21 protein-coding genes are annotated in these 23,482 nt (G+C 69.1%); 12 read left to right on the forward strand and 9 right to left on the reverse strand.

All coding sequences use genetic code 11. The annotated features are described in order from the left end of the window. Positions 1-39: 39 nt before the first annotated feature. The 6 genes from murJ (at position 40) to trxA (ending at position 7,188) form a co-directional block, all read left to right on the forward strand. Entirely contained in the window at positions 40-2,247 is a 2,208-nt protein-coding gene (gene murJ / locus AB0F56_RS07795) for a murein biosynthesis integral membrane protein MurJ (RefSeq protein WP_362005349.1), read from the forward strand. A gap of 117 nt (positions 2,248-2,364) precedes the next feature. Beyond that, on the forward strand, positions 2,365-4,074 hold the full coding sequence (locus AB0F56_RS07800; protein WP_362005352.1) for a protein kinase family protein: 1,710 nt from the start codon (positions 2,365-2,367) through the stop codon (positions 4,072-4,074). A gap of 25 nt (positions 4,075-4,099) precedes the next feature. Further along, positions 4,100-4,804 (forward strand): RNA polymerase sigma factor SigM, encoded by a 705-nt coding sequence (gene sigM / locus AB0F56_RS07805; protein ID WP_362005355.1) that lies wholly within the window; start codon positions 4,100-4,102, stop codon positions 4,802-4,804. Then, positions 4,801-5,721 (forward strand): zf-HC2 domain-containing protein, encoded by a 921-nt coding sequence (locus AB0F56_RS07810; RefSeq protein ID WP_362005358.1) that lies wholly within the window; start codon positions 4,801-4,803, stop codon positions 5,719-5,721. Before sigM ends, AB0F56_RS07810 begins: the two co-directional genes overlap by 4 nt. A 126-nt stretch (positions 5,722-5,847) precedes the next feature. After that, positions 5,848-6,813 (forward strand): thioredoxin-disulfide reductase, encoded by a 966-nt coding sequence (trxB, locus tag AB0F56_RS07815; protein ID WP_362005360.1) that lies wholly within the window; start codon positions 5,848-5,850, stop codon positions 6,811-6,813. 39 nt (positions 6,814-6,852) lie between these two features. Next, on the forward strand, positions 6,853-7,188 hold the full coding sequence (gene trxA, locus AB0F56_RS07820; protein WP_362005363.1) for a thioredoxin: 336 nt from the start codon (positions 6,853-6,855) through the stop codon (positions 7,186-7,188). Positions 7,189-7,267: 79 nt separating this feature from the next. Here the strand turns inward: trxA and AB0F56_RS07825 are convergent, their stop codons facing one another. The 9 genes from AB0F56_RS07825 to rpmH form a co-directional block, all read right to left on the reverse strand. Then, a complete protein-coding gene (locus AB0F56_RS07825; RefSeq protein WP_362005366.1) occupies positions 7,268-7,885 on the reverse strand; it encodes a GNAT family N-acetyltransferase in 618 nt (205 codons plus the stop codon). A 165-nt stretch (positions 7,886-8,050) separates the two neighbouring features. Continuing rightward, positions 8,051-9,157 carry a ParB/RepB/Spo0J family partition protein gene (locus AB0F56_RS07830; protein WP_362005368.1) on the reverse strand — a complete coding sequence of 369 codons (1,107 nt, stop codon included), beginning with the start codon at positions 9,155-9,157 and terminating at the stop codon, positions 8,051-8,053. Beyond that, positions 9,154-10,230: a ParA family protein gene (locus AB0F56_RS07835; protein WP_362006119.1), complete on the reverse strand. Its 1,077-nt coding sequence runs from the start codon at positions 10,228-10,230 to the stop codon at positions 9,154-9,156. The genes AB0F56_RS07830 and AB0F56_RS07835 overlap by 4 nt, the downstream gene beginning before the upstream one ends. 289 nt (positions 10,231-10,519) lie before the next feature. Then, entirely contained in the window at positions 10,520-11,236 is a 717-nt protein-coding gene (gene rsmG, locus AB0F56_RS07840; RefSeq protein ID WP_362005370.1) for a 16S rRNA (guanine(527)-N(7))-methyltransferase RsmG, read from the reverse strand. A gap of 115 nt (positions 11,237-11,351) precedes the next feature. Further along, positions 11,352-11,861 (reverse strand): R3H domain-containing nucleic acid-binding protein, encoded by a 510-nt coding sequence (locus AB0F56_RS07845; protein ID WP_362005373.1) that lies wholly within the window; start codon positions 11,859-11,861, stop codon positions 11,352-11,354. Between the two features lie 13 nt (positions 11,862-11,874). Then, positions 11,875-13,203 (reverse strand): membrane protein insertase YidC, encoded by a 1,329-nt coding sequence (yidC, locus tag AB0F56_RS07850; RefSeq protein WP_362005375.1) that lies wholly within the window; start codon positions 13,201-13,203, stop codon positions 11,875-11,877. 3 nt (positions 13,204-13,206) lie between these two features. Beyond that, complete coding sequence (yidD, locus tag AB0F56_RS07855; RefSeq protein ID WP_362005377.1) at positions 13,207-13,533, reverse strand: membrane protein insertion efficiency factor YidD; 327 nt, start codon at positions 13,531-13,533, stop codon at positions 13,207-13,209. After that, positions 13,530-13,901, reverse strand: a complete 372-nt coding sequence (rnpA, locus tag AB0F56_RS07860) for a ribonuclease P protein component (RefSeq protein WP_362005379.1) — start codon at positions 13,899-13,901, stop codon at positions 13,530-13,532. The genes yidD and rnpA overlap by 4 nt, the downstream gene beginning before the upstream one ends. Before the next feature lie 21 nt (positions 13,902-13,922). Beyond that, entirely contained in the window at positions 13,923-14,060 is a 138-nt protein-coding gene (gene rpmH / locus AB0F56_RS07865; protein ID WP_060891143.1) for a 50S ribosomal protein L34, read from the reverse strand. A gap of 384 nt (positions 14,061-14,444) precedes the next feature. Between rpmH and dnaA the strand changes: the two genes are divergently transcribed. The 6 genes from dnaA to gyrB all read left to right on the forward strand — a co-directional run bounded on the left by dnaA (position 14,445) and on the right by gyrB (position 23,443). Further along, complete coding sequence (gene dnaA, locus AB0F56_RS07870; protein ID WP_362005381.1) at positions 14,445-16,238, forward strand: chromosomal replication initiator protein DnaA; 1,794 nt, start codon at positions 14,445-14,447, stop codon at positions 16,236-16,238. A gap of 827 nt (positions 16,239-17,065) precedes the next feature. After that, positions 17,066-18,196 carry a DNA polymerase III subunit beta gene (dnaN, locus tag AB0F56_RS07875; RefSeq protein WP_362005384.1) on the forward strand — a complete coding sequence of 377 codons (1,131 nt, stop codon included), beginning with the start codon at positions 17,066-17,068 and terminating at the stop codon, positions 18,194-18,196. 108 nt (positions 18,197-18,304) lie between these two features. Continuing rightward, positions 18,305-19,183 (forward strand): phosphogluconate dehydrogenase (NAD(+)-dependent, decarboxylating), encoded by an 879-nt coding sequence (gnd, locus tag AB0F56_RS07880; protein WP_362005387.1) that lies wholly within the window; start codon positions 18,305-18,307, stop codon positions 19,181-19,183. Positions 19,184-19,239: 56 nt separating this feature from the next. Beyond that, positions 19,240-20,361, forward strand: a complete 1,122-nt coding sequence (gene recF, locus AB0F56_RS07885) for a DNA replication/repair protein RecF (RefSeq protein ID WP_362005390.1) — start codon at positions 19,240-19,242, stop codon at positions 20,359-20,361. A 13-nt stretch (positions 20,362-20,374) separates the two neighbouring features. Then, a complete protein-coding gene (locus AB0F56_RS07890) occupies positions 20,375-20,944 on the forward strand; it encodes a DciA family protein (protein ID WP_362005393.1) in 570 nt (189 codons plus the stop codon). Between the two features lie 453 nt (positions 20,945-21,397). Next, positions 21,398-23,443: a DNA topoisomerase (ATP-hydrolyzing) subunit B gene (gyrB, locus tag AB0F56_RS07895; RefSeq protein WP_362005396.1), complete on the forward strand. Its 2,046-nt coding sequence runs from the start codon at positions 21,398-21,400 to the stop codon at positions 23,441-23,443. Positions 23,444-23,482: the final 39 nt, after the last annotated feature.

The raw sequence follows: 23,482 nt of genomic DNA on the forward strand, positions 1-23,482 counted from the left end.
TCGTGGCCGGTCGGCCGGGGACGATGAGGTGGGGTAACCATGAACGCGCCGTACGACGGTGACCGCGGGCAGGGCCTGGGTGGCACCGAGCCGTCCGGTGGAACGCCCGCGGCGGCCCCAGGACCCGGCCAGACGCCGGTTCCGCCACCGCAGCAGCCCGCCTCCGACCCGCATGCCCAGAACCCGTACGCCCAGGACCCCTACGTCCAGGACGCCTACGCCCACGATCCCTTCCAGGCACGGGACCTGTCGGCACAGGACCCGGTGACCGAGGCGCTCTACGACCGCGCCGCGCACCCCCCGCCTCCGCCGGGCACCTACCAGGAGCCGCAGCCGCTCTACCAGCAGCCCGCGGCGCCCCTGCACGCCCCGGACCCTCGGGTGTGGGCGCAGACCCCGGCCCCCGAGCCGGACGGCCCCTCGCGTCATCTGCCCTACGGGGACGACGCCCGCACGGTCCAGTTCACCGGCGTGGACGACCTCGTGACCCGGGCCGGCGACGACAAGCCCGAACCGGACGCCTTCGCCCACCTCTACCGGGACCAGCAGACGCCCGGCCAGGTTCCCCCGCCCGCTCCGGAGCCGAACCCGATGCCCGCCCCCGCCCCGAAGAAGTCAGGCCGTGCCTCCGGGCTGCTGAAGTCCAGCGCGGTGATGGCGGCCGGCACCCTCGTCTCCCGCCTCACCGGCTTCGTCCGCAGCCTGGTCATCACCGGCGCGCTCGGCGCCGCGCTGCTCGGTGACACCTTCACCATCGCCTACACGCTGCCGACGATGATCTACATCCTCACCGTCGGCGGCGGCCTCAACTCGGTCTTCGTCCCGCAGCTCGTCCGCTCGATGAAGAACGACGAGGACGGCGGCGAGGCCTACGCAAACCGGCTGCTGACCCTGGTCATGGTGGCACTCGGCGCGATCGTGGTCGTCGCGGTCTTCGCCGCCCCGCTGTTGATCCGGCTGATGTCGAACACCATCGCCGACAACGCAGCGGCCAACAGCGTCGCGGTGACCTTCGCCCGCTACTGCCTGCCCACGATCTTCTTCATGGGCGTGCATGTGGTGATGGGTCAGATCCTCAACGCCCGGGGCAAGTTCGGCGCGATGATGTGGACCCCGGTCCTCAACAACATCGTCATGATCGTCACCTTCGGCCTGTTCATCTGGGTCTACGGCACCTCCGCCGAATCCCAGATGGGTGTGCAGACCATCCCGGACGACGGCATCCGTCTGCTCGGCATCGGTACCCTGCTCGGCCTGGTCGTCCAGGCCCTGGCGATGATCCCCTACCTCCGCGAGACGGGCTTCCGCTTCCGCCCGCGCTTCGACTGGAAGGGCCACGGCCTCGGCAAGACGGTCAAACTCGCCAAGTGGACCGTGCTGTTCGTGCTCGCCAACCAGGCGGGTGTCCTGGTCGTCACCCAGCTCGCCACGGCCGCCGGTGAGGCGTCCGGCAAGAACGGCGCCGGCTTCCTCGCGTACTCCAACGCCCAGTTGATCTGGGGCATGCCGCAGGCCATCATCACCGTCTCGGTCATGGCCGCCCTGCTGCCCCGCATCTCCCGCGCCGCACACGACAACGACCCCGGCGCCGTGCGCGACGACATCTCGCAGGGTCTGCGGAACTCCGCCGTGGCGATCGTCCCGGTCGCCTTCGCGTTCCTGGCGCTCGGCGTGCCGATGTGCACCCTGCTCTACGCCTCCAGCGGCGTCCAGGCCGCCCAGGGCATGGGCTTCATCCTGATGGCCTTCGGCCTCGGCCTCATCCCGTACTCGGTCCAGTACGTCGTCCTGCGCGGCTTCTACGCCTACGAGGACACCCGGACGCCGTTCTACAACACGGTCATCGTCGCCGCCGTCAACGCGGCTGCCTCGGCGGCCTGTTACTTCGTGCTCCCGGCCCAGTGGGCCGTCGTCGGCATGGCCGCCTCCTACGGTCTGGCCTACGCGGTCGGTGTCGGCGTCGCCTGGCGCCGGCTGCGCAACCGGCTCGGCGGCGACCTGGACGGCGCCCACATCATGCGGACCTACGCCCGTCTCTGCCTTGCCTCGCTGCCTGCCGCGATCGTGGCCGGCGCCGTCGGTTTCGGTCTGTTGAAGCTCCTCGGCGAGGGTGCTCTCGGCTCGCTCGTGGCCCTGCTCGTCGGCGGCGTCGTCCTGCTCGGCGTCTTCTTCGTGGCCGCCAAGCGCATGCGGATCGCGGAGCTGAACTCCATGGTCGGTATGGTCCGTGGGCGCCTCGGACGGTAGGAATCCGTCCCCGCACAACCATCGTCGGCCGCCGCGTGTCGTGCATAGCGGCCGACTGTGGGCACAATTGGCATGGCTGCTGGATGTGGCGCAACGGATGGGGAGGCAGGAACGACGGTGGCGGAACGTAGCACGGCTGCCGTCGACGTGGCCGACAACAGCGGTGACGACCCGCTGACCGCCAAGGCGGACACGGCCGCGAGCGACGGGGTGGCGGAAGCGCAGGACACGGCGGAGCAGTCCGCCGAGGTCGCAGAGGACAAGGCCGCGAAGCGGCAGAACGGCGAACAGCCCTCCATCGAGACTCCCGAACTGCACAGCGGGCACAAACTGGCCAGGCGGTACCGGCTGGAGGAGTGCGTCACTCGTCTGGACGGTTTCAGCAGTTGGCGTGCCGTCGACGAGAAACTTCGGCGTGCCGTCGGCGTCCACCTGTTGCCGGCCGACCACCCCAGGGCCCGTTCGGTCCTCGCGGCGGCCCGCTCGGCGGCGCTGCTCGGCGACCCCCGGTTCGTCCAGGTCCTCGACGCCGTCGAGGAGAACGACCTCGTGTACGTGGTGCACGAGTGGCTTCCCGACTCCACCGAGCTGACGACGCTGCTCGCCGCCGGCCCGCTGGAGCCGCACGACGCGTACCAGCTCGTCAGCCAGGTCTCCCAGGCCATGGCCGCCGCGCACCGCGAAGGCCTGGCCCATCTCCGACTGACGCCCAGCGCTGTCCTGCGCAGTTCCACGGGCCAGTACCGGATTCGCGGCCTGGCCGTGAACGCCGCGCTGCGGGGCATCAGCGCCGAGCGCCCTCAGCGCACGGACACCGAGGCGATCGGCGCCCTGCTCTACGCGGCGCTGACCCAGCGCTGGCCGTACGACAGCGACGCCTACGGCCTCTCCGGCCTCCCCAAGGGTGTAGGGCTGCTCGCTCCCGACCAGGTGCGGGCCGGGGTCCACCGCGGTCTGTCCGAGATCGCGATGCGCGCTCTGGCCAACGACGGGGCCACCGCCTCACGGCAGGAGCCGCCCTGCACCACCCCGGACGAGCTCGCCAAGGCCGTGGCCGGGATGCCCCGCATCCGCCCGCCGGAGCCCGAGTTCCCCACCCCGCCCGACTATCAGCGCACCACCTACCAGCAGGGCACCTACGGGCGCCCGCAGCCCCGCCCGGGCGCCCCGGCGACGCAGCCCGTGATGGTTCCTCCGGCGCCGCTGGAGAGCCGCACCGGCCGGGCCCTGAAGTGGGCCGTGTCGGCGCTCCTGATCGCCGCCCTGGGCCTGGGCAGCTGGCAGATCGCGGACCGGCTGCTCGACCAGGGCAAGAACAACAAGGAAACCCCGCAGACCACTCAGCCGCAGGACACGGAGGACGAGAAGCAGCCCGAGACGGGCAAGCCAGTCACGATCGCCGGTGCGAGCGACTTCGACCCGCAGGGCGACGGCGCCGAGACCCCGTCGGAGATAGGGAATGCCTTCGACGGCAGCCCCACCACCTCCTGGCAGACGTCCATCTACTACGGGTACTCGAACTTCGGCAGACTGAAGGAAGGCGTGGGCCTCGTCCTGGACCTCGGCAGGGTCCAGGAGATCTCCCAGGTGGAGGTGACCTTCGAAGGGAAGACCTCCGTCGAGCTGCGGACAGCGCCCGAGAACGCCTCGTCCCAGCCCACGTCGGCCTCGGCCTTCACCACCGTGACCTCAGGCTCCGGTGAGCAGGTCGCACTCAAGGCCGACAAGCCCGTGAAGACGCGCTACGTTCTGGTCTGGCTGACCGACCTGCCCGGCAGCGGCCAGGGCTACCGCGGCAAGATCTCGGACATCAAGATCACCAGCTGACGGCATCGGGGGAGGGGGCTCACCGTTGGAAGAAGCCATAGGCAGCGGCATCAGCGACCAGGATCTCCTGGCACGCCATGTCGCCGGCGATCCCGACGCCTTCGGTGAGCTCGTACGGCGCCACCGCGATCGGTTGTGGGCGGTGGCCCTGCGGACCCTGGGGGACCGCGAGGAGGCCGCTGACGCCCTCCAGGACGCCCTTGTGTCGGCCTTCCGGGCCGCCCATACCTTCCGGGGTCAGTCGGCCGTCACGACCTGGCTGCACCGGATCACGGTGAACGCCTGTCTCGACCGTGCCCGCAAGGCCGCCTCCCGCAAGACCTCCCCCATGGACGACACCGCGCGGTTCGAGCAGCTCCTCGAACCCGCCGAGTCGGCCGAGGCCCCCGCCGAGCGCCAGGACCTCCACCGAGAGCTGCTGGCCGCCCTCGCCACTCTCCCCGCGGACCAACGGGCCGCCCTGGTCCTCGTGGACATGCAGGGCTACCCGGTGGCCGAAGCCGCGCGCATCCTCGACGTCCCCACCGGGACGGTGAAGAGCCGCTGTTCACGCGGACGGGCGAGGCTGCTCCCGATGCTCAGCCATCTGCGCGCCGACACCGTGGGTAACGAGGGCCCCGACCGGGGAAGGAACCGGACGCCGGGGACATCCGTCCCACCGGTGTCGGGGCCATCGGATACCGGACCGAATGGGCCGGCTGCTGTGAAGGGCGGAGGTGGGCGCGCGTGACTGCCACGACCGGCAAGGCCGACACAACACAGCACCCGGACGTCTCGGAGATCTCCGACCTGGCCGAGGGACTGCTCTCCCCGTCCCGTACGGCAGCTGTCCGTCGGCACATTGAAGGCTGCTCCCTCTGCGCGGACGTCCGGACCTCCTTGGCGGAGATCCGCGGGCTGCTCGGAACCCTTCCCGGCCCGCCACGGATCCCCGCGGACATCGCCGGTCGTATCGATGCCGCGCTGGCCGCCGAGGCGCTGCTGAACGCCACCGCCCCCGAAATCGACCCGCATGTTTCACGTGAAACAGCGAGCGTCCACTCCGCAGCCCCTCCTCCCACGGTCACGGAGCCCACGCCGGCCGCACGGCGTCCTGGCGGCCACCCTCGCGCCACCACCGGTCCCGGCCGCCCGCGACCCCGGCGTCGCCGGATCGCGGCGCTCGGTGCCGTCCTCGGCGCCGCAGCCCTCGGCATGAGCCTCTTCTTCATCCAAGGCGGCATGCAGACGCTCGGCGGGGACAACGCCGCCGACAAGACCAGCACCGCCGCGAGCGGCGTCGCCCCCGACCACTTCGATGGCCGGCCGATGGAAGCCCAGGTTCAGGAACTGCTCCGGCCGGACACCCTCAAGGCTCCCGGGGAGACCCAGCCGGAGTCGCTCTCCGCCGAGGGTGGTGACACCCCGCAGCAACGGAATGTGGCCGAGCCCCTGCCCGAGTGCGTCAAGGCCGGTACGGGCCGCCCCGAGGCCGTGCTCGCCTTCCAGCGCGGTGACTACAAGGGAACGCCGGCCTATCTCCTGCTGCTGCCGCAGGGAACCGACGCCACTCACGTGCAGGCCTACGTCCTCGACGCCTCCTGCGCCGACAGTGGCGGACAGGGCAAGGCCGAGGTTCTGCTGACGCACACCTACCCGCGCTCCTGACTCCGCGCCGTGCCGCGCGGCGCTCTCGGGAATGCTGGCCCCGTAGGATCCGTTGGGTGGGGTGAGAGTCACCGATCTGGCCGCCCCGTAGGCAGTAGGCAGTCTGCAGAGACGAGGAAGAAACCCGTGAGCGACGTCCGTAACGTGATCATCATCGGCTCCGGGCCCGCGGGTTACACCGCTGCGCTCTACACAGCGCGTGCGTCGCTGAAGCCCCTGGTCTTCGAGGGTGCCGTCACCGCTGGTGGCGCCCTGATGAACACGACCGACGTGGAAAACTTCCCCGGCTTCCGTGACGGCATCATGGGCCCCGACCTGATGGACAACATGCGCGCCCAGGCCGAGCGCTTCGGCGCGGAGCTGGTCCCGGACGACATCGTCGCCGTGGACCTGACCGGCGAGATCAAGACCGTCACCGACACCGCCGGCACGGTGCACCAGGCGAAGGCCGTCATCGTCACGACCGGCTCCCAGCACCGCAAGCTCGGTCTCCCGCGTGAGGACGTGCTCTCCGGTCGCGGCGTCTCCTGGTGCGCGACCTGCGACGGGTTCTTCTTCAAGGACCAGGACATCGCCGTCGTCGGTGGTGGCGACACCGCGATGGAGGAGGCGACCTTCCTGTCGCGCTTCGCCAAGTCGGTCACGATCGTCCACCGCCGGGACTCCCTGCGCGCCTCCAAGGCGATGCAGGACCGTGCGTTCGCCGACCCGAAGATCAAGTTCGCCTGGGACAGCGAGGTCGCCGAGATCCACGGCGACCAGAAGCTCTCCGGTCTGACCCTGCGCAACACCAAGACGGGCGAGACCAGCGAGCTGGCGGCCACCGGTCTGTTCATCGCCGTGGGCCACGACCCCCGTACGGAGCTCTTCAAGGGCCAGCTCGAGCTGGACGACGAGGGCTACCTCAAGGTCGATGCCCCGTCGACGCGGACGAACCTCTCCGGTGTCTTCGGAGCTGGTGACGTCGTCGACCACACCTACCGCCAGGCGATCACCGCCGCCGGCACCGGTTGCTCCGCCGCGCTCGACGCCGAGCGCTTCCTCGCGGCCCTCGCCGACAGCGAGAAGCTCGCCGAGACCCCTGCGGTCTGACCCCACCACTCACACCCCGCATAGTTAAGGGAGGTTGCCGTGGCCGGCACCTTGAAGAATGTGACCGACGCCGACTTCGACGAGGTCGTCCTCAACAGCGACAAGCCCGTCCTGGTGGACTTCTGGGCTGCGTGGTGCGGGCCGTGCCGCCAGATCGCCCCGTCGCTGGAGGCCATCGCGGCCGAGCACGGCGAGATCGAGGTCGTGAAGCTCAACATCGACGAGAACCCGGGTACGGCCGCCAAGTACGGCGTCATGTCCATCCCGACGCTCAACGTCTACCAGGGTGGCGAGGTCGTGAAGACGATCGTCGGCGCGAAGCCGAAGGCCGCGATCCTCCGCGACCTTGAAGGCTTCGTCAAGGAATCCGCCTGACATCCCTGTTTCACGTGAAACACGAACGGCCCGCCTCCGGACTTCGGAGGCGGGCCGTTCGTCGTCCACCACAACAGAACTACAGGGGCCGCAGCGCCGGCTCCTTCTGGACGGCGCCCAGGAGCCGGTCGAGCGCAAGCTCCACGTCTTCCTTCCACGACAGCGTCGTCCGGAGCTCCAGCCTCAGCCGTGGATGGGTGGGGTGCGGCCGTACGGTCTTGAACCCGACCGCCGTGAGATGGTCGGCCGGCAGCACACAGGCCGGCTCCTTCCAGCGGGCGTCCCCGAAGGCCTCGATCGCTCGGAAGCCGCGCCGCAGAAGATCCTTGGCGACGGTCTGCACCATCATCCGGCCGAGCCCCTGCCCCTGATAGCCCGGCATGATCCAGGCCGTCATCAACTGAACCGAGTCTGCGGAGACCGGGCTCGTGGGAAACGCCATGGAGCGTGGCACATAGGCGGGTGGCGCGTAGAGAACGAAGCCGACGGGCACCTCGTCGACATAGACCACGCGCCCGCAGGATCCCCACTCGAGCAGAACGGCGGAGATCCACGCCTCCTTCTCCAGCTCCGGGCGGCCGGCTTTCACCGCGGCCTCGCCGCTCACCGGGTCGAGCTCCCAGAACACGCAGGAACGACATCGCTTGGGGAGGTCCGGAAGGTTGTCGAGAGTGAGCGGTACAAGCCGACGCCCCACGGCTGTTGCCTCGCTTCCCACGGCCATCGCAGCACGGATACGCGCTCCCAGAATCGTATCGATGGGGCGATCAGGGCGATACCGCTCGCAGGCAAAGGGCGGGCCGTGTCCCGGTTCTCACCGGATCACGGCCCGCCCTGAAGTCGCGGAGACACCGACCGAGGGTCAGCTCTCGCTGTCGTCCTCGCTCTGCTCAGAGTTCCCCTGATCCATCACGCGCCCCTCACCGGGCGCCAGGGTTCCGAGGATCCGGTCCAGATCCTCTATCGAGGCGAACTCGACGACGATCTTGCCTTTCTTCTGCCCCAGGTCGACCTTCACGCGGGTCTCGAAGCGATCCGAGAGCCGCGAGGCCAGGTCCGTGAGCGCCGGCGAGACGCGTGCTCCGGCCCGCGGCCCCTTCGGCTTGACCGAGGAGCTGGGCTCCGAGCCCATCAGCGTCACGATCTCTTCGACCGCGCGCACCGAGAGCCCCTCGGCCACGATCCGGTACGCCAGCTTGTCCTGTGCCTCCGGGTCCTCCACGGAGAGCAGGGCACGCGCATGACCGGCGGAGAGCACACCTGCGGCGACACGACGCTGGACCGGCGGCGACAGACGCAGCAGACGCAGCGTGTTGGAGACCTGCGGGCGCGAGCGCCCGATGCGATCCGCCAGCTGGTCGTGCGTGCAGTTGAAGTCCTTGAGCAGCTGGTCGTAGGCGGCGGCCTCTTCCAGCGGGTTCAGCTGCGCCCGGTGGAGGTTCTCCAGGAGCGCGTCCAGGAGAAGCTTCTCGTCCTCCGTGGCCCGGACGATGGCGGGGATCCGCTCCAGACCGGCCTCACGGCAGGCCCTCCAACGACGCTCACCCATGATGAGCTCGTAGCGCTCGGCACCCAGCTGGCGTACGACGACCGGCTGCAGCAGACCGACCTCCTTGATGGAGGTGACCAGCTCCGCCAGCGCGTCCTCGTCGAAGACCTCACGCGGCTGCTTCGGGTTGGGCGTGATGAAGTCCAGCGGCAGCTCGGCGAAGTGCGCGCCGGCGGGGGACTCCGTCTCCACCACCACATCGACCTCGGGCTCCGGCACCACGGAGTCCGGGGACTGCGGGCTCTGCGGAAGGGTCGTCACCTTCGCAGCGGCCACTCCCCGGTCCGAGGTGTGGGCCGGGATGGCGCCGGGCGGAGTGGACCCCGCCCCCACGCCGACAGCGGGTGGCTGCCGCTCCTGGGGAGCAGCGGGGATCAGCGCACCGAGCCCACGCCCCAACCCCCTACGTCGATCGCTCACTGGATCCCCTCCGAGATGCTGTGCTGGTTGTTCTGAAGGCCCACAGGGGCGTGCTGCGGGTCGTAGTGGATGCCGACGCCCCGCAGCGCGATCTCACGGGCCGCCTCCAGATAGGAGAGCGAACCGCTGGAGCCCGGATCGTACGTGAGGACCGTCTGGCCGTAGCTCGGCGCCTCCGAGATCCGCACGGACCTCGGGATGCTGGTCCGCAGCACCTCCTCGGCGAAGTGGCTGCGCACCTCGTCGGCGACCTGAGAGGCAAGCCTGGTCCGGCCGTCGTACATGGTGAGCAGGATCGTCGAGACATGCAGCGCAGGGTTGAGGTGCCCGCGCACCAGGTCGACGTTCCGCAGGAGCTGCCCCAGGCCCTCCAGCGCGTAGTACTCGCACTGGATCGGGATCAGCACCTCGGCACCCGCCACCATGGCGTTGACCGTGAGCAGACCCAGCGAGGGCGGGCAATCGATCAGGATGTAGTCCAGCGGCTGCTCGTATGCCTGGATCGCTCGCTGAAGCCGGCTCTCCCGCGCCACCAGCGACACGAGCTCGATCTCCGCACCGGCGAGATCGATGGTGGCCGGCGCGCAGAAGAGGCCTTCGACGTCCTGGACGGGCTGGACCACGTCGGAGAGCGGCTTGCTCTCCACGAGGACGTCGTAGATCGAGGGAACTTCGGCGTGGTGGTCGATTCCGAGGGCCGTCGAGGCGTTGCCCTGCGGGTCGAGGTCGATGACCAGGACTCGGGCGCCGTGGAGCGCCAGGGAAGCGGCAAGGTTGACCGTCGTGGTCGTCTTGCCCACTCCGCCCTTCTGGTTCGCCACCACCATCACGCGTGTCTGGGCGGGCCGGGGAAGACCCTCACCGGCACGCCCGAGCGCCTCTACTGCCAGTTGGGCAGCACGACCAATGGGGGTGTCGTCCATCGGGGGCGGTGTTTCACGTGAAACATCCTCCCCCGCCGATTCGGTTCGGGGACCGGGGACCGGATCGGTCATCGGTCCCGCGATGTTGGCGTTGGACCGCAAGGATTCACTCTCCTCGGCTTCAGGCTCGCGATGAACAGAGCCTGCCATGCTTTCGGGGTCGTGAACCAGCGAGGCCCGTGGTTCTGTGGATGAATCCACCTCTGTGGACAATCCCGCCCCCCTCGCGAGGGGTTTCGCGAGAGGTTTGCGGTCCCGGGGCGTGGCAGCCGCGCGGCCGCGGCTGATGATCCCCTGCAGCAGTGAGCGACGTTTCACGTGAAACACGATGCACTCGCTGCCGACGCAGGACCGCTCGACACTCCGAAATACGTACGTATGGCAGCTTGTACGGATCAACGGCGCAGCGTTGACGCTTCATATCCGCCGCGTTGACGACTCAGCGGCGGCGACGGGTCCTGCTCGGACGGGCAGCCTTGGCGCGCTTGGCGGCGAACCTCACACCGCCCGGGCTCTCGCCGACCTCCACCCGTACGACGGTCGACAGCGGGTCCACGATGCCCTCGCCGACCTGGAGCACGGAGGTACCCACCACACCGAGCTTGGAGAGCGCGGCACGGGCGCCGTCGATCTCCTCCTCGGCCGTGTCGCCCTTGAGGGCCAGCATCTCCCCGTACGGACGGAGCAGCGGGACGCCCCAGCCGGCCAGCCGGTCCAGCGGTGCCACGGCACGCGCCGTCACCACATGCACCGGAGGGACCTTTCCGAGCATCTCCTCGGCGCGGCCCCGGACCACGGTCACATGGTCCAGGCCCAGCAGCTCCACGACCTCCTGGAGGAAGTTCGTACGGCGGAGCAGCGGCTCCAGGAGCGTGATTTTCAAGTCCGGGCGCACCAGGGCAAGAGGGATGCCCGGCAGTCCGGCCCCCGAGCCGACATCGCAGACGGTGACGCCCTCGGGCACCACCTCGGAGAGCACCGCGCAGTTCAGCAGGTGCCGCTCCCACAGACGGGGAACCTCACGGGGGCCGATCAGCCCCCGCTTGACGCCGGCGTCCGCGAGAAGCTCCGCGTACCGGACGGCCTCCGGGAAGTACTCACCGAATACCGTCCGCGCCTGTTCGGGCGCAGGGGGGAGTTCCGCTGCCTCCGTCACGGGAACCGTCCTTCCGCACCGCACCCGTGGGTGCGCGCGCACTGTGGTGGCTGACTATCAGGCTGACAAGATCGGCCCCGCCTGCGAGCAGACGGGGCCGACACTGCGAGAGGGATCAGGCAGGGAGTACGACGACGAAGCGCTGCGGCTCCTCGCCCTCGGACTCGCTGCGCAGACCGGCGGCGGCGACCGCGTCGTGCACGACCTTGCGCTCGAACGGGGTCATCGGGTCCAGCTTGACCGGGGCCCCGGTCGACTTCACCTCGGACGCGGCCTTGGCGCCGATCTCGGCGAGCTCGGCGCGCTTCTTGGCGCGGAACCCGGCGATGTCGAGCATCAGGCGGCTGCGGTCGCCGGTCTCCCGGTGCACGGCCAGCCGGGTCAGCTCCTGGAGCGCCTCCAGCACCTCGCCGTCACGGCCGACGAGCTTCTGCAGTTCGCGGGCGCTCGAGTCACTGATGATCGAGACCGCCGCCCGGTCCGCCTCGACGTCCATGTCGATGTCGCCATCCAGGTCGGCGATGTCGAGCAGACCCTCGAGGTAGTCGGCCGCGATCTCACCCTCCTGCTCCAGGCGGGTCAGGGTGTCGCCACCCTCGGCGGCGGAGATGGTGTCTTCCGTCACGGATGGACTCCTTCTACTTCTTGGACGACGGGTGCTTCGGGCGCTGCTGGCCCTTGCGCTGACCGGACTTGGCCTGACGGGAACCCCCGGAGTTGGCCCTCGGGCGCGCGGGCTTGTCGCCCTGCTCCGAGTCCTTGGTCACGTCCTGGGACGCGTCCTTGGCCTCATCCTGCGGCTTCTTCTCCAGCGAGGGCTTGGGCTTCTCGTCCGAGACCTCGGACTCAGCCGTGTCCTCGGACGCGTCCTTGACCGCGGAGTGCTGGGCCGCGGCCTGCCGCTTCGCCTTGGTCTGGCGCTTGGGCTGCTGACGCTTGGCCGCCGTACCGCCGCCCTCCACCTCGGCCGCGACCGTGTCGCTCTTGATCACGGTGCCGTCGGCCTGGGCGGCGAAGCCGGCCTTGGCGAGACCGGAGAAGAAGCGGCGCTCGTTCTCGTTGCGGTCGGAGCCCTTGGCGACGATGGCCTTGACGACGCTCTTCCGGCGACGGCCGCGCACCTCACCGTGTGCCCCGACGCTCTTCAGCAGGCGCTGCAGGTAGGCGTCCTGGGCCTTGCTTCCCGGGGTGGGGTTCTGGTTGATCACGTACATCTGCTGGCCCATGGTCCACACGTTGGTGGTCAGCCAGTAGACGAGGACACCGACGGGGAAGTTGATGCCCATGACGGCGAAGATCAACGGGAAGATGTACATGAGCATCTTCTGCTGCTGCATGTACGGCGTCTTCACCGAGAGGTCGACGTTCTTCATCATCAGCTGGCGCTGCGTGTAGAACTGCGAGGCCGACATCAGGACGATCATGACCGCGGTGACGATGCGGACCGAGGTCAGCGAGGCGTCGAGAGCGGCGACGTCGGCGGCGCTGTCCGTGAAGGTGGACGCCAGCGGGGCGCCAAAGATGTGCGCCTGCCGCGCGCTGTCGAGCAGCGACTGGTTGATGACGCCGATCGTCTTGCCCTCGGCGATGTGCGAGAGCACCGCGTACAGAGCGAAGAAGAACGGGGACTGCGCCAGGATGGGAAGGCACGAGGAGAGCGGGTTGGTACCCGTCTCCTTGTACAGCTTCATCATCTCTTCGGACTGACGCTGCTTGTCGCTCTTGTAGCGCTCCTGGATCGCCTTCATCTTCGGCTGGAGCGCCTGCATGTTCCGCGTCGACTTGATCTGCTTCACGAAGAGCGGGATCAGACAGATACGGATCAGCACCACGAGGGACACGATCGACAGGCCCCAGGCCCAGCCCGTGTCAGGGCCGAAGATCGCCCCGTACAGCTTGTGGAACTGGACGATCACCCATGAGACAGGGGTGGTGATGAAGCTGAAAAAATTGGCAATCGTGTCCACTAATCAGGCTCCTTGAGCATTGGGCGGGGTCTCTGCGGCCGGGCTCGTCTCGGCGGGGGACCCGCCCTTGTCGCCACGCAGTGCGTTCCGCAGCAGTTCATGCCAGCGCGGACGCTTGCGCGCGGGTACGTGGTCCACACCGCCGGGCGACCACGGGTTGCACCGCAGAATGCGCCAGGCGGTCAGGGCTGTGCCCTTGATCGCGCCATGCCGGTCGATGGCCGTGAATCCATAGTGGGAACACGACGGGTAGTACCTGCAGACGGGCCCGAGAAGCGGGCTGATCGTCCACTGGTACAGCTTGATGAGAGCCAGCAGCGGGTACTTCATCGCGCGCCCCCTCCCAGGAGCCGCTGAAGAGCGGCGTCGAGGTCTCGGGCCAGCTGTGCGTGATCGGCGTCACCGGCTCCGGGCAACGCCCGTACGACCACCAGGCTACCGGGGGGCAGCTCGGACAGTCGTTCGCGGACAAGATGGCGCAGGCGTCGCTTCACCTGGTTGCGTACCACCGCACCGCCGACGGCCTTGCTCACGACGAAACCCGCACGCGTCTGGGAAGCGCTCTCCCCAGGCGCGTGCGGGTCCGTTGCACCGCTGCGTAGGTGGACGACGAGGAGCGGGCGACCGGCCCGGCGACCTCGGCGTACCGCGGTTGCGAAGTCCTCGCGCCGCCTCAGCCGATTCTCGGTAGGCAGCACGTCATGACCTGTTAAAGCAGATCAGGCGGACAGGCTCGAGCGACCCTTGGAACGGCGGTTCGCCAGGATGGCGCGACCGGCGCGCGTACGCATCCGCAGGCGGAAGCCGTGGGTCTTGGCGCGACGACGGTTGTTCGGCTGGAAGGTGCGCTTGCTCACTCGGGGGCTCCAGAAATGATTCGTTGATGGCGGGACATCGCCTGGCTGTCACCGTGCGCCCACGAGTAGCTCGCAATACGCCCGAGTGCACCGCTTCACGATCACAGACCGTGATCTTTGCCCATCGGAGGCAGGCGGCAGCAGCCATCGACAACTCGACCACGTTACGGTACGCGCGGCTACGCCATCCGGTCAAACCGACCGGTCACCGGGGTCCATTGTGCACAGGCTGTGGACAACGACTTGAACGAGGTCAGCCGCCACGACTACCGTGGCTGGACCCTTCTCAATCTTTTTTCCGTTCTGTCCTTACCTGTCCTGATGGACTTCGACCAACCGTCCCGAGAACCACACATTCGTGGGACCTGCGAGGAAGCGTGCCCTGTGGCTGACGTACCTGCCGATCTTGCCGCAGTGTGGCCACGCGTGCTCGAGCAACTCCTCGGCGAAGGCCAGCAGGGCATCGAGCCCAAGGACAAGCAGTGGATCGAGCGCTGCCAGCCTCTCGCACTGGTGGCCGACACCGCACTCCTCGCCGTCCCCAACGAATGGGGCAAGCGAGTCCTCGAAGGCCGGCTTGCGCCGCTCATCAGCGAGACGCTCAGCCATGAGTGCGGCCGCCCGATCCGGATCGCGATCACCGTCGACGACTCCGTCGGCGAGCCGACCCCGCCGGCGCCCCCGATCCAGCAGCCGCGCTACGACGAGCGGCCGCCGACGGACTCGTACGACAAGTACGACGGCTACGGGCACCGCCCGATGCCGGACGACGGGCTGCCCACCGCCCGGCCGGCCTACCCGGACTACCAGCAGCAGCGCCCCGACCCGGGCGCCTGGCCGCGCACCCAGGACGACCTCTCCTGGCAGCAGCCGCGCCTCGGGGGCTACCAGGAGCGCGACCCGTACACCGGCCCGCGCCCGCAGCAGCCGCAGCAGCCCCGCTACGACGAGCGGCCGTCCGCCTACGACCAGCCGCAGCGGCCCGAGCGGGGCGAGCTGCCCGACACGCAGCGGCCGGGCACCGGTCACGGCCCGCGACCGGGTGGCCCCGGCGGCCCCGGTGGGCACGGTGGTCCGGTCCCGGGTCACACCGGAGGCGGCACCGGGTCCGCGCCCGGCCAGGGCTCCGGCGCGCCCGGCGAACAGCACGCGCGGCTGAACCCGAAGTACCTCTTCGACACCTTCGTCATCGGTTCCTCGAACCGCTTCGCGCACGCCGCCGCGGTCGCGGTGGCCGAGGCGCCGGCGAAGGCCTACAACCCGCTCTTCATCTACGGCGAGTCGGGCCTCGGCAAGACCCACCTGCTGCACGCCATCGGGCACTACGCGCGGAGCCTCTACCCGGGCACGCGTGTGCGGTACGTGAGCTCGGAGGAGTTCACCAACGAGTTCATCAACTCGATCCGCGACGGCAAGGGCGACACCTTCCGCAAGCGCTACCGCGACGTGGACATCCTGCTCGTCGACGACATCCAGTTCCTCGCGAGCAAGGAGTCGACGCAGGAGGAGTTCTTCCATACGTTCAACACGCTCCACAACGCGAACAAGCAGATCGTGCTCTCCTCGGACCGGCCGCCCAAGCAGCTGATGACCCTGGAGGACCGGCTCCGCAACCGCTTCGAGTGGGGCCTGACCACCGATGTGCAGCCGCCCGAGCTGGAGACGCGGATCGCGATCCTCCGCAAGAAGGCGGTGCAGGAGCAGCTCAACGCCCCGCCGGAGGTACTGGAATTCATCGCCTCCCGGATCTCGCGGAACATCCGTGAGTTGGAGGGCGCGCTGATCCGGGTGACGGCCTTCGCGAGCCTCAACCGGCAGCCGGTGGACCTCGGGCTCACCGAGATCGTCCTCAAGGACCTGATCCCCGGCGGCGAGGACTCGGCGCCCGAGATCACGGCCGGCGCGATCATGGCGGCCACCGCCGACTACTTCGGCCTGACGGTCGAGGACCTCTGTGGATCCTCGCGCAGTCGCGTCCTGGTGACGGCCCGGCAGATCGCCATGTACCTGTGCCGCGAGCTGACCGACCTGTCCCTGCCGAAGATCGGCGCGCAGTTCGGCGGCCGCGACCACACGACCGTGATGCACGCGGACCGGAAGATCCGCGCGCTGATGGCCGAGCGCCGCTCCATCTACAACCAGGTCACCGAGCTCACCAACCGCATCAAGAACGGCTGAGAGAGACGCTCCGCAGCTTCTGAGGGCGCCCCGGGAACGCTTCCGGGGCGCCCTTCGCCGTCTCCGCGGACGGTCCGGCCCGTCGTCCACACGCCTGTGCACGGCCGCGCTGTTCGATTCCGCCGCAGCGGTGGCGCGTTCTCCACAGATTGCGGGATGATCTTCCGTCCACAGGGTGGGGACTCAGGAGTTATCCGAATAGCGTCCACAGGCACGTCGGCCATCAGGGCAACACCCCAGGTCAGAGGGGTGTGGATTTGTTGGCAACCTTGATCCACAGCTTGTGGATGAATTTTTCGTCCACAGGGCCTCCTGTCGGTTGTCCACGGGCAACCCACAGGGCCGGGTCCGTTGCCCACAGGTTCTCCACACCGCTGTCCACTGTTCGGCAACGAAACGCCCGGCGTCACCGCGTCGAGTGAAAGCGGTCACACCAAGGAGGACGGTTGGGCTGTGGGGAACGTGGGTAAAGCTGGGGACAGCGCTGGGGAGAAGTCCCCGTGGCCTGTGTACCGGGTGTGCAGAACTTTCGGGTGTCCACAGAACACCCCGGTTGTCCACCGGCTCCACCCACAGGGGCAGTGGACAAAAAACCGCGGCTGACCTGCGAAGACGACGTTATCCACGGTTTCCACAGGCCCTACTACTACTGCCCCCTAGAGTTAGCCCGGAATCCGCTTCGAAGTGGGTCCTGTGCACAACTCGGCGCCGGAGCCTCCTCGACCTCTTGTCGCGACTTGACCCCGAGCCGCACCGAGTGTCGGCGGCGTACGTCAGACTGGGTCCCGCAGTCGACGAAGAGCCAGCAACAGCAGGAGGCGGTTCCGGTGAAGATCCGGGTGGAGCGCGATGTACTCGCGGAGGCGGTGGCCTGGGTGGCCCGCAGCCTTCCGGCCCGTCCGCCGGCGCCCGTACTCGCGGGCCTTCTGCTGAAGGCCGAGGACGGCGCGCTGAGCTTCTCGAGCTTCGACTACGAGGTCTCGGCCCGTGTCTCCGTCGAGGCGGAGGTCGAGGAGGACGGCACCGTCCTGGTCTCCGGCCGGCTGCTCGCCGACATCTGCCGCGCCCTCCCCAACCGTCCCGTCGAGATCTCCACAGACGGTGTACGGGCGACCGTGGTCTGCGGCTCCTCCCGCTTCACCCTCCACACCCTGCCTGTGGAGGAGTACCCGGCCCTGCCGGAGATGCCCACCGCGACCGGCACCGTGCCCGGTGAGGTCTTCGCCTCCGCCGCCGCGCAGGTCGCCATCGCCGCCGGCCGCGACGACACGCTGCCCGTGCTCACCGGTGTGCGCATCGAGATCGAGGGCGACACGGTCACCCTGGCCTCCACCGACCGCTACCGCTTCGCGGTCCGCGAGTTCCTGTGGAAGCCGGAGTCCCCCGACGCCTCCGCGGTCGCCCTGGTGCCCGCGAAGACCCTCCTGGACACCGCCAAGGCGCTCACCAGCGGCGACACCGTCACGCTTGCGCTCTCGGGCTCCGGCCAGGGCGAGGGCCTCATCGGCTTCGAGGGTGCGGGCCGCCGCACCACCACCCGGCTGCTCGAAGGCGACCTGCCGAAGTACCGGACGCTCTTCCCGACCGAGTTCAACTCGATCGCGGTGATCGAGACCGCCCCGTTCGTCGAGGCCGTCAAGCGTGTGGCCCTGGTGGCCGAGCGCAACACCCCGGTCCGGCTCAGCTTCGAGCAGGGTGTGCTGATCCTGGAGGCCGGCTCCAGCGACGACGCACAGGCTGTGGAGCGTGTGGACGCGCAGCTGGACGGCGACGACATCTCGATCGCCTTCAACCCGACGTTCCTGCTGGACGGTCTGAGCGCGATCGACTCCCCGGTCGCCCAGCTCTCCTTCACCACCTCCACCAAGCCCGCGCTGCTGAGCGGCAAGCCGGCCGTGGACGCGGAGGCGGACGAGGCGTACAAGTACCTGATCATGCCGGTGCGGCTCTCTGGATGACCCTTGGGGACGGCTGTCGACTGAGCGGCTGACCCCACAGGTGTGCACCCGGGTCCGGGCGTAGGCTCGGACCCGGGTAAACCGCACACGACGCTTAAGGAATCTCTGATGGAGCTCGGTCTCGTCGGTCTCGGCAAGATGGGCGGCAACATGCGTGAGCGCATCCGCCGCGCAGGTCACACCGTCATCGGATACGACCGCAACCCGGACCTCGCCGATGTCCACAGCCTCGAAGAGCTTGTGGGCAAGCTGAAGGGTCCGCGCGTCGTGTGGGTCATGGTCCCGGCCGGTGCCGCGACCCAGTCCACCGTCGACGAGCTGGCGAACCTGCTCTCCCCCGGCGACATCGTCGTGGACGGCGGAAACTCCCGCTGGACCGACGACGAGAAGCACGCCGAGGAGCTCGCCGCCAAGGGCATCGGGTTCGTCGACTGCGGCGTCTCCGGCGGTGTGTGGGGCCTGGAGAACGGCTACGCGCTGATGTACGGCGGCTCCGCCGAGGACGTGGCGAAGGTCCAGCCGATCTTCGACGCCCTGAAGCCCGAGGGCGAGTTCGGCTCGGTCCACGCGGGCAAGGTCGGCGCCGGCCACTTCGCGAAGATGGTCCACAACGGCATCGAGTACGCGATGATGCAGGCGTACGCCGAGGGCTGGGAGCTCCTGGAGAAGGTCGACTCCGTCACCGACGTGCGCGAGGTCTTCCGCTCCTGGCAGGAGGGCACGGTCATCCGTTCCTGGCTGCTCGACCTCGCGGTCAACGCGCTGGACGAGGACGAGCACCTGGACCAGCTCCGTGGCTTCGCGCAGGACTCCGGCGAGGGCCGCTGGACGGTGGAGGCCGCGATCGACAACGCGGTTCCGCTGCCCGCGATCACCGCCTCGCTGTTCGCGCGGTTCGCGTCCCGTCAGGACGACTCCCCGCAGATGAAGATGATCGCCGCGCTGCGCAACCAGTTCGGTGGCCACGCGGTCGAGTCCAAGAAGTAATCCACAGGCTGTGCACCCCTCGGTGCACAGCAGCCGGGGGAAGGTCGGCGCACACCATGCATGTCACGCATCTGTCGCTGGCCGACTTCCGCTCCTACGCCCGGGTCGAGGTCCCGCTCGACCCGGGCGTCACCGCTTTCGTGGGCGCCAACGGCCAGGGGAAGACCAACCTGGTCGAGGCCGTCGGCTATCTCGCCACCCTCGGCAGCCACCGCGTCGCCTCGGACGCCCCGCTCGTACGGATGGGGGCGGACCGGGCGATCATTCGTGCCGCCGTCACCCAGGGCGAGCGCTCCCAGCTGGTCGAGCTGGAGCTGAACCCGGGGCGCGCGAACCGCGCCCGTATCAACAGGTCCTCGCAGGTCAAACCGCGTGACGTGCTGGGGATCGTACGGACCGTGCTCTTCGCGCCGGAGGACCTGGCCCTGGTGAAGGGCGACCCCGGCGAGCGCCGGCGCTTCCTCGACGAGCTGATCACGGCGCGCGCGCCGCGCATGGCGGGCGTGCGCTCCGACTACGAGCGGGTGCTCAAGCAGCGCAACACCCTGCTGAAGTCCGCGGCCATGGCGCGCCGCCACGGCGGTCGTGGCATGGACCTGTCGACGCTCGACGTCTGGGACCAGCATCTGGCCCGGGCGGGCGCCGAGCTGCTCGCGCAGCGGCTGGATCTGATCGGTGTCCTGCAGCCGCTCGCCGACAAGGCGTACGAGCAGCTGGCACCGGGCGGCGGACCGATTCTGCTGGAGTACCGGCCGTCCGCGCCGGGCCCCGGGCACACCCGCGAGGAGCTCTACGAGCAGCTGATCGCCGCGCTCGCGGAGGTCCGCAAGCAGGAGATCGAGCGCGGGGTCACGCTGGTCGGGCCGCACCGGGACGAACTGCTGCTCAAGCTGGGCGACCTGCCGGCGAAGGGATACGCGAGCCACGGGGAGTCCTGGTCGTACGCGCTGGCGCTGCGACTCGCCTCGTACGACCTGCTGCGGGCGGAGGGCAACGAGCCGGTCCTGGTCCTCGACGACGTCTTCGCCGAGCTGGACGCGCGCCGCCGGGAGCGGCTGGCCGAGCTGGTGGCCCCGGGCGAGCAGGTCCTGGTGACGGCGGCGGTGGACGACGACGTGCCGGGCGTGCTCGCGGGGGTTCGGTACGCGGTCGCGGGGGGTTCGGTGGACAGGCTGTGAGGAGCGTGCGCGCGTGAGCGAGAACCAGCTTCCCCAGGGCGGTCAGGACCCCCAGGCCGCCAAGGCGGCCCCCGAGTCCTCGGGTGTCGACCTGGCCCGCGTCGCGCTGCGCGCCGCCAAGGAGCAGGCGAAGGCGCGGGGCGCCGCGGCCCAGCAGAAGAAGCAGGCGCGGCGCGGTGGCGGCCTGCGCTCGGGCGCGCACGCCGACGGGCGGGATCCGGTCGGCCTGGGCGCCGCGATCAACCGGCTCATCACCGAGCGCGGCTGGGAGACGCCGGCGGCGGTGGGCGGCGTCATGGGGCGCTGGCCGCAGATCGTCGGCGAGGACCTGGCGAAGCACTGTGTGCCGCTGCGGTACGACGACGCTCCGGAGGAGCGGGTGCTGACCGTTCAGTGCGACTCGACGGCGTGGGCGACGCAGCTGCGGCTGTTGGCGCCGAGGCTGGTGGCGCGGTTGAACGAGGACCTGGGGCACGGGACGGTACGGGTCATCAAGGTGCTGGGGCCGGGTTCCGGGCCGCGACGGGGGTACGGGCCGCTGCGGGCGCCCGGGTCCGTGGGGCCCGGGGACACATACGGCTGACGGAGCCGCGGGCCTCGGGCGCCCGTGGTGCCCCGTGGTGCGGGGCCATGGCGCGGTGAGCGCGTCCGTGGGGCTGTGCCCACCCGTTCCGCCCTGCGGAACGATTGCCCACAGCCACGCCCCCACAGCGCCCGGACGTCACCGCCCACAGCCTGGCACGCCCCTTCCACAGCCACGCCCCCACAGCGCCCGGACGTCACCCCCCACAGCGGGTCCCACCACCATGCCCACACCCGGTCACCGCTCGAAGCGCTAGGTGGCCGTCAGAGCCCTTTGGAGCCCCTCCCCGGATATGGGGAGTCGTCTCGCTCCCGCGCAGGGCGGCACATGCGGACTCAGGTACCGGCAAACCCCCATTCATGTCGGCGCTACCGGTAGACTGGTGGGTAATCCCGCCACCCTGCGGAACAAGTCGAACGACGCAGCCGCTCCCGTATGCCCGGAGAACGGCTTGTGCTGTGCCAGAAAGGGCGCTTCGTGGCCGATTCCGGCAACCCCAACGAGAACACTCCGTCCGCCAACGCTGCGTCGTACGACGCCAGCGCGATCACCGTCCTCGAGGGTCTGGACGCGGTCCGCAAGCGACCCGGCATGTACATCGGCTCGACCGGTGAGCGCGGACTCCACCACCTCGTGCAGGAGGTCGTCGACAACTCCGTCGACGAGGCCCTCGCCGGGCACGCGGACACGATCGACGTCACGATCCTGGCCGACGGCGGCGTGCGCGTCGTCGACAACGGCCGCGGTATCCCCGTCGACATGCACCCTGTGGAGAAGAAGCCGGCCGTCGAGGTCGTGCTGACGGTCCTGCACGCGGGCGGCAAGTTCGGCGGCGGTGGCTACGCAGTCTCCGGCGGTCTCCACGGTGTCGGTGTCTCCGTGGTCAACGCGCTGTCCACCAAGGTCTCCGTGGAGATCAAGCGGGACGGCTACCGCTGGACGCAGGACTACAAGCTCGGTGTGCCCACCGCGCCCCTCGCCAAGCACGAGGAGGTCTCGGACTCCGGTACGACCGTGACGTTCTGGGCCGACCCGGACGTCTTCGAGACCACCGAGTACTCCTTCGAGACCCTCGCTCGCCGCTTCCAGGAGATGGCCTTCCTCAACAAGGGCCTCACCCTGAACCTGACGGACGAGCGCGAGTCCGCGAAGGCCACCGTCGGCGCCGACGACCCGGACGCGGAGGCCGCCGAGCCGACCGCGCGCACGGTGACGTACCACTACGAGGGCGGCATCGTCGACTTCGTGAAGTACCTCAACTCGCGCAAGGGCGAGCTGATCCACCCGACCGTCATCGACGTCGAGGCCGAGGACAAGGAGCGCATGCTCTCGGTCGAGATCGCGATGCAGTGGAACTCGCAGTACAGCGAGGGTGTGTACTCCTTCGCCAACACGATCCACACGCACGAGGGCGGTACGCACGAAGAGGGCTTCCGCGCCGCGCTGACGGGTCTGGTGAACCGGTACGCGCGCGACAAGAAGCTGCTGCGCGAGAAGGACGACAACCTCACCGGTGAGGACATCCGCGAGGGTCTGACGGCGATCATCTCGGTCAAGCTGGGCGAGCCGCAGTTCGAGGGCCAGACCAAGACCAAGCTGGGCAACACGGAGGCCAAGACCTTCGTCCAGAAGATCGTCCACGAGCACCTCAACGACTGGTTCGACCGCAACCCGGTCGAGGCCGCGGACATCATCCGCAAGTCGATCCAGGCGGCCACCGCGCGCGTGGCGGCCCGCAAGGCGCGCGACCTGACCCGCCGCAAGGGTCTGCTGGAGTCGGCGTCCCTCCCGGGCAAGCTGAGCGACTGCCAGTCGAACGACCCCACCAAGTGCGAGATCTTCATCGTCGAGGGTGACTCCGCCGGCGGCTCGGCCAAGTCCGGCCGCAACCCGATGTACCAGGCCATCCTGCCGATCCGCGGCAAGATCCTGAACGTCGAGAAGGCGCGCATCGACAAGATCCTGCAGAACACCGAGGTCCAGGCGCTGATCTCGGCCTTCGGCACCGGAGTCCACGAGGACTTCGACATCGAGAAGCTCCGCTATCACAAGATCATCCTGATGGCGGACGCCGACGTCGACGGCCAGCACATCAACACCCTGCTGCTGACCTTCCTCTTCCGCTTCATGCGTCCGCTGGTCGAGGCCGGTCACGTCTACCTCTCCCGCCCGCCGCTCTACAAGATCAAGTGGGGCCGGGAGGACTTCGAGTACGCGTACTCGGACCGTGAGCGCGACGCCCTGGTCGAGCTGGGCAAGCAGAACGGCAAGCGGATCAAGGAAGACTCGATCCAGCGCTTCAAGGGTCTGGGCGAGATGAACGCCGAGGAGCTGCGCGTCACCACGATGGACCAGGACCACCGTGTCCTCGGCCAGGTGACGCTGGACGACGCGGCCCAGGCGGACGACCTGTTCTCGGTGCTGATGGGTGAGGACGTCGAGGCCCGGCGCTCCTTCATCCAGCGCAACGCCAAGGACGTTCGCTTCCTCGACATCTGAGTCGGTCTCAGCTGACCGTACGAAAGGACTGACGACCAG

The organism is Streptomyces sp. NPDC026092, from assembly GCF_040638605.1.
Lineage (GTDB): Bacteria > Actinomycetota > Actinomycetes > Streptomycetales > Streptomycetaceae > Streptomyces.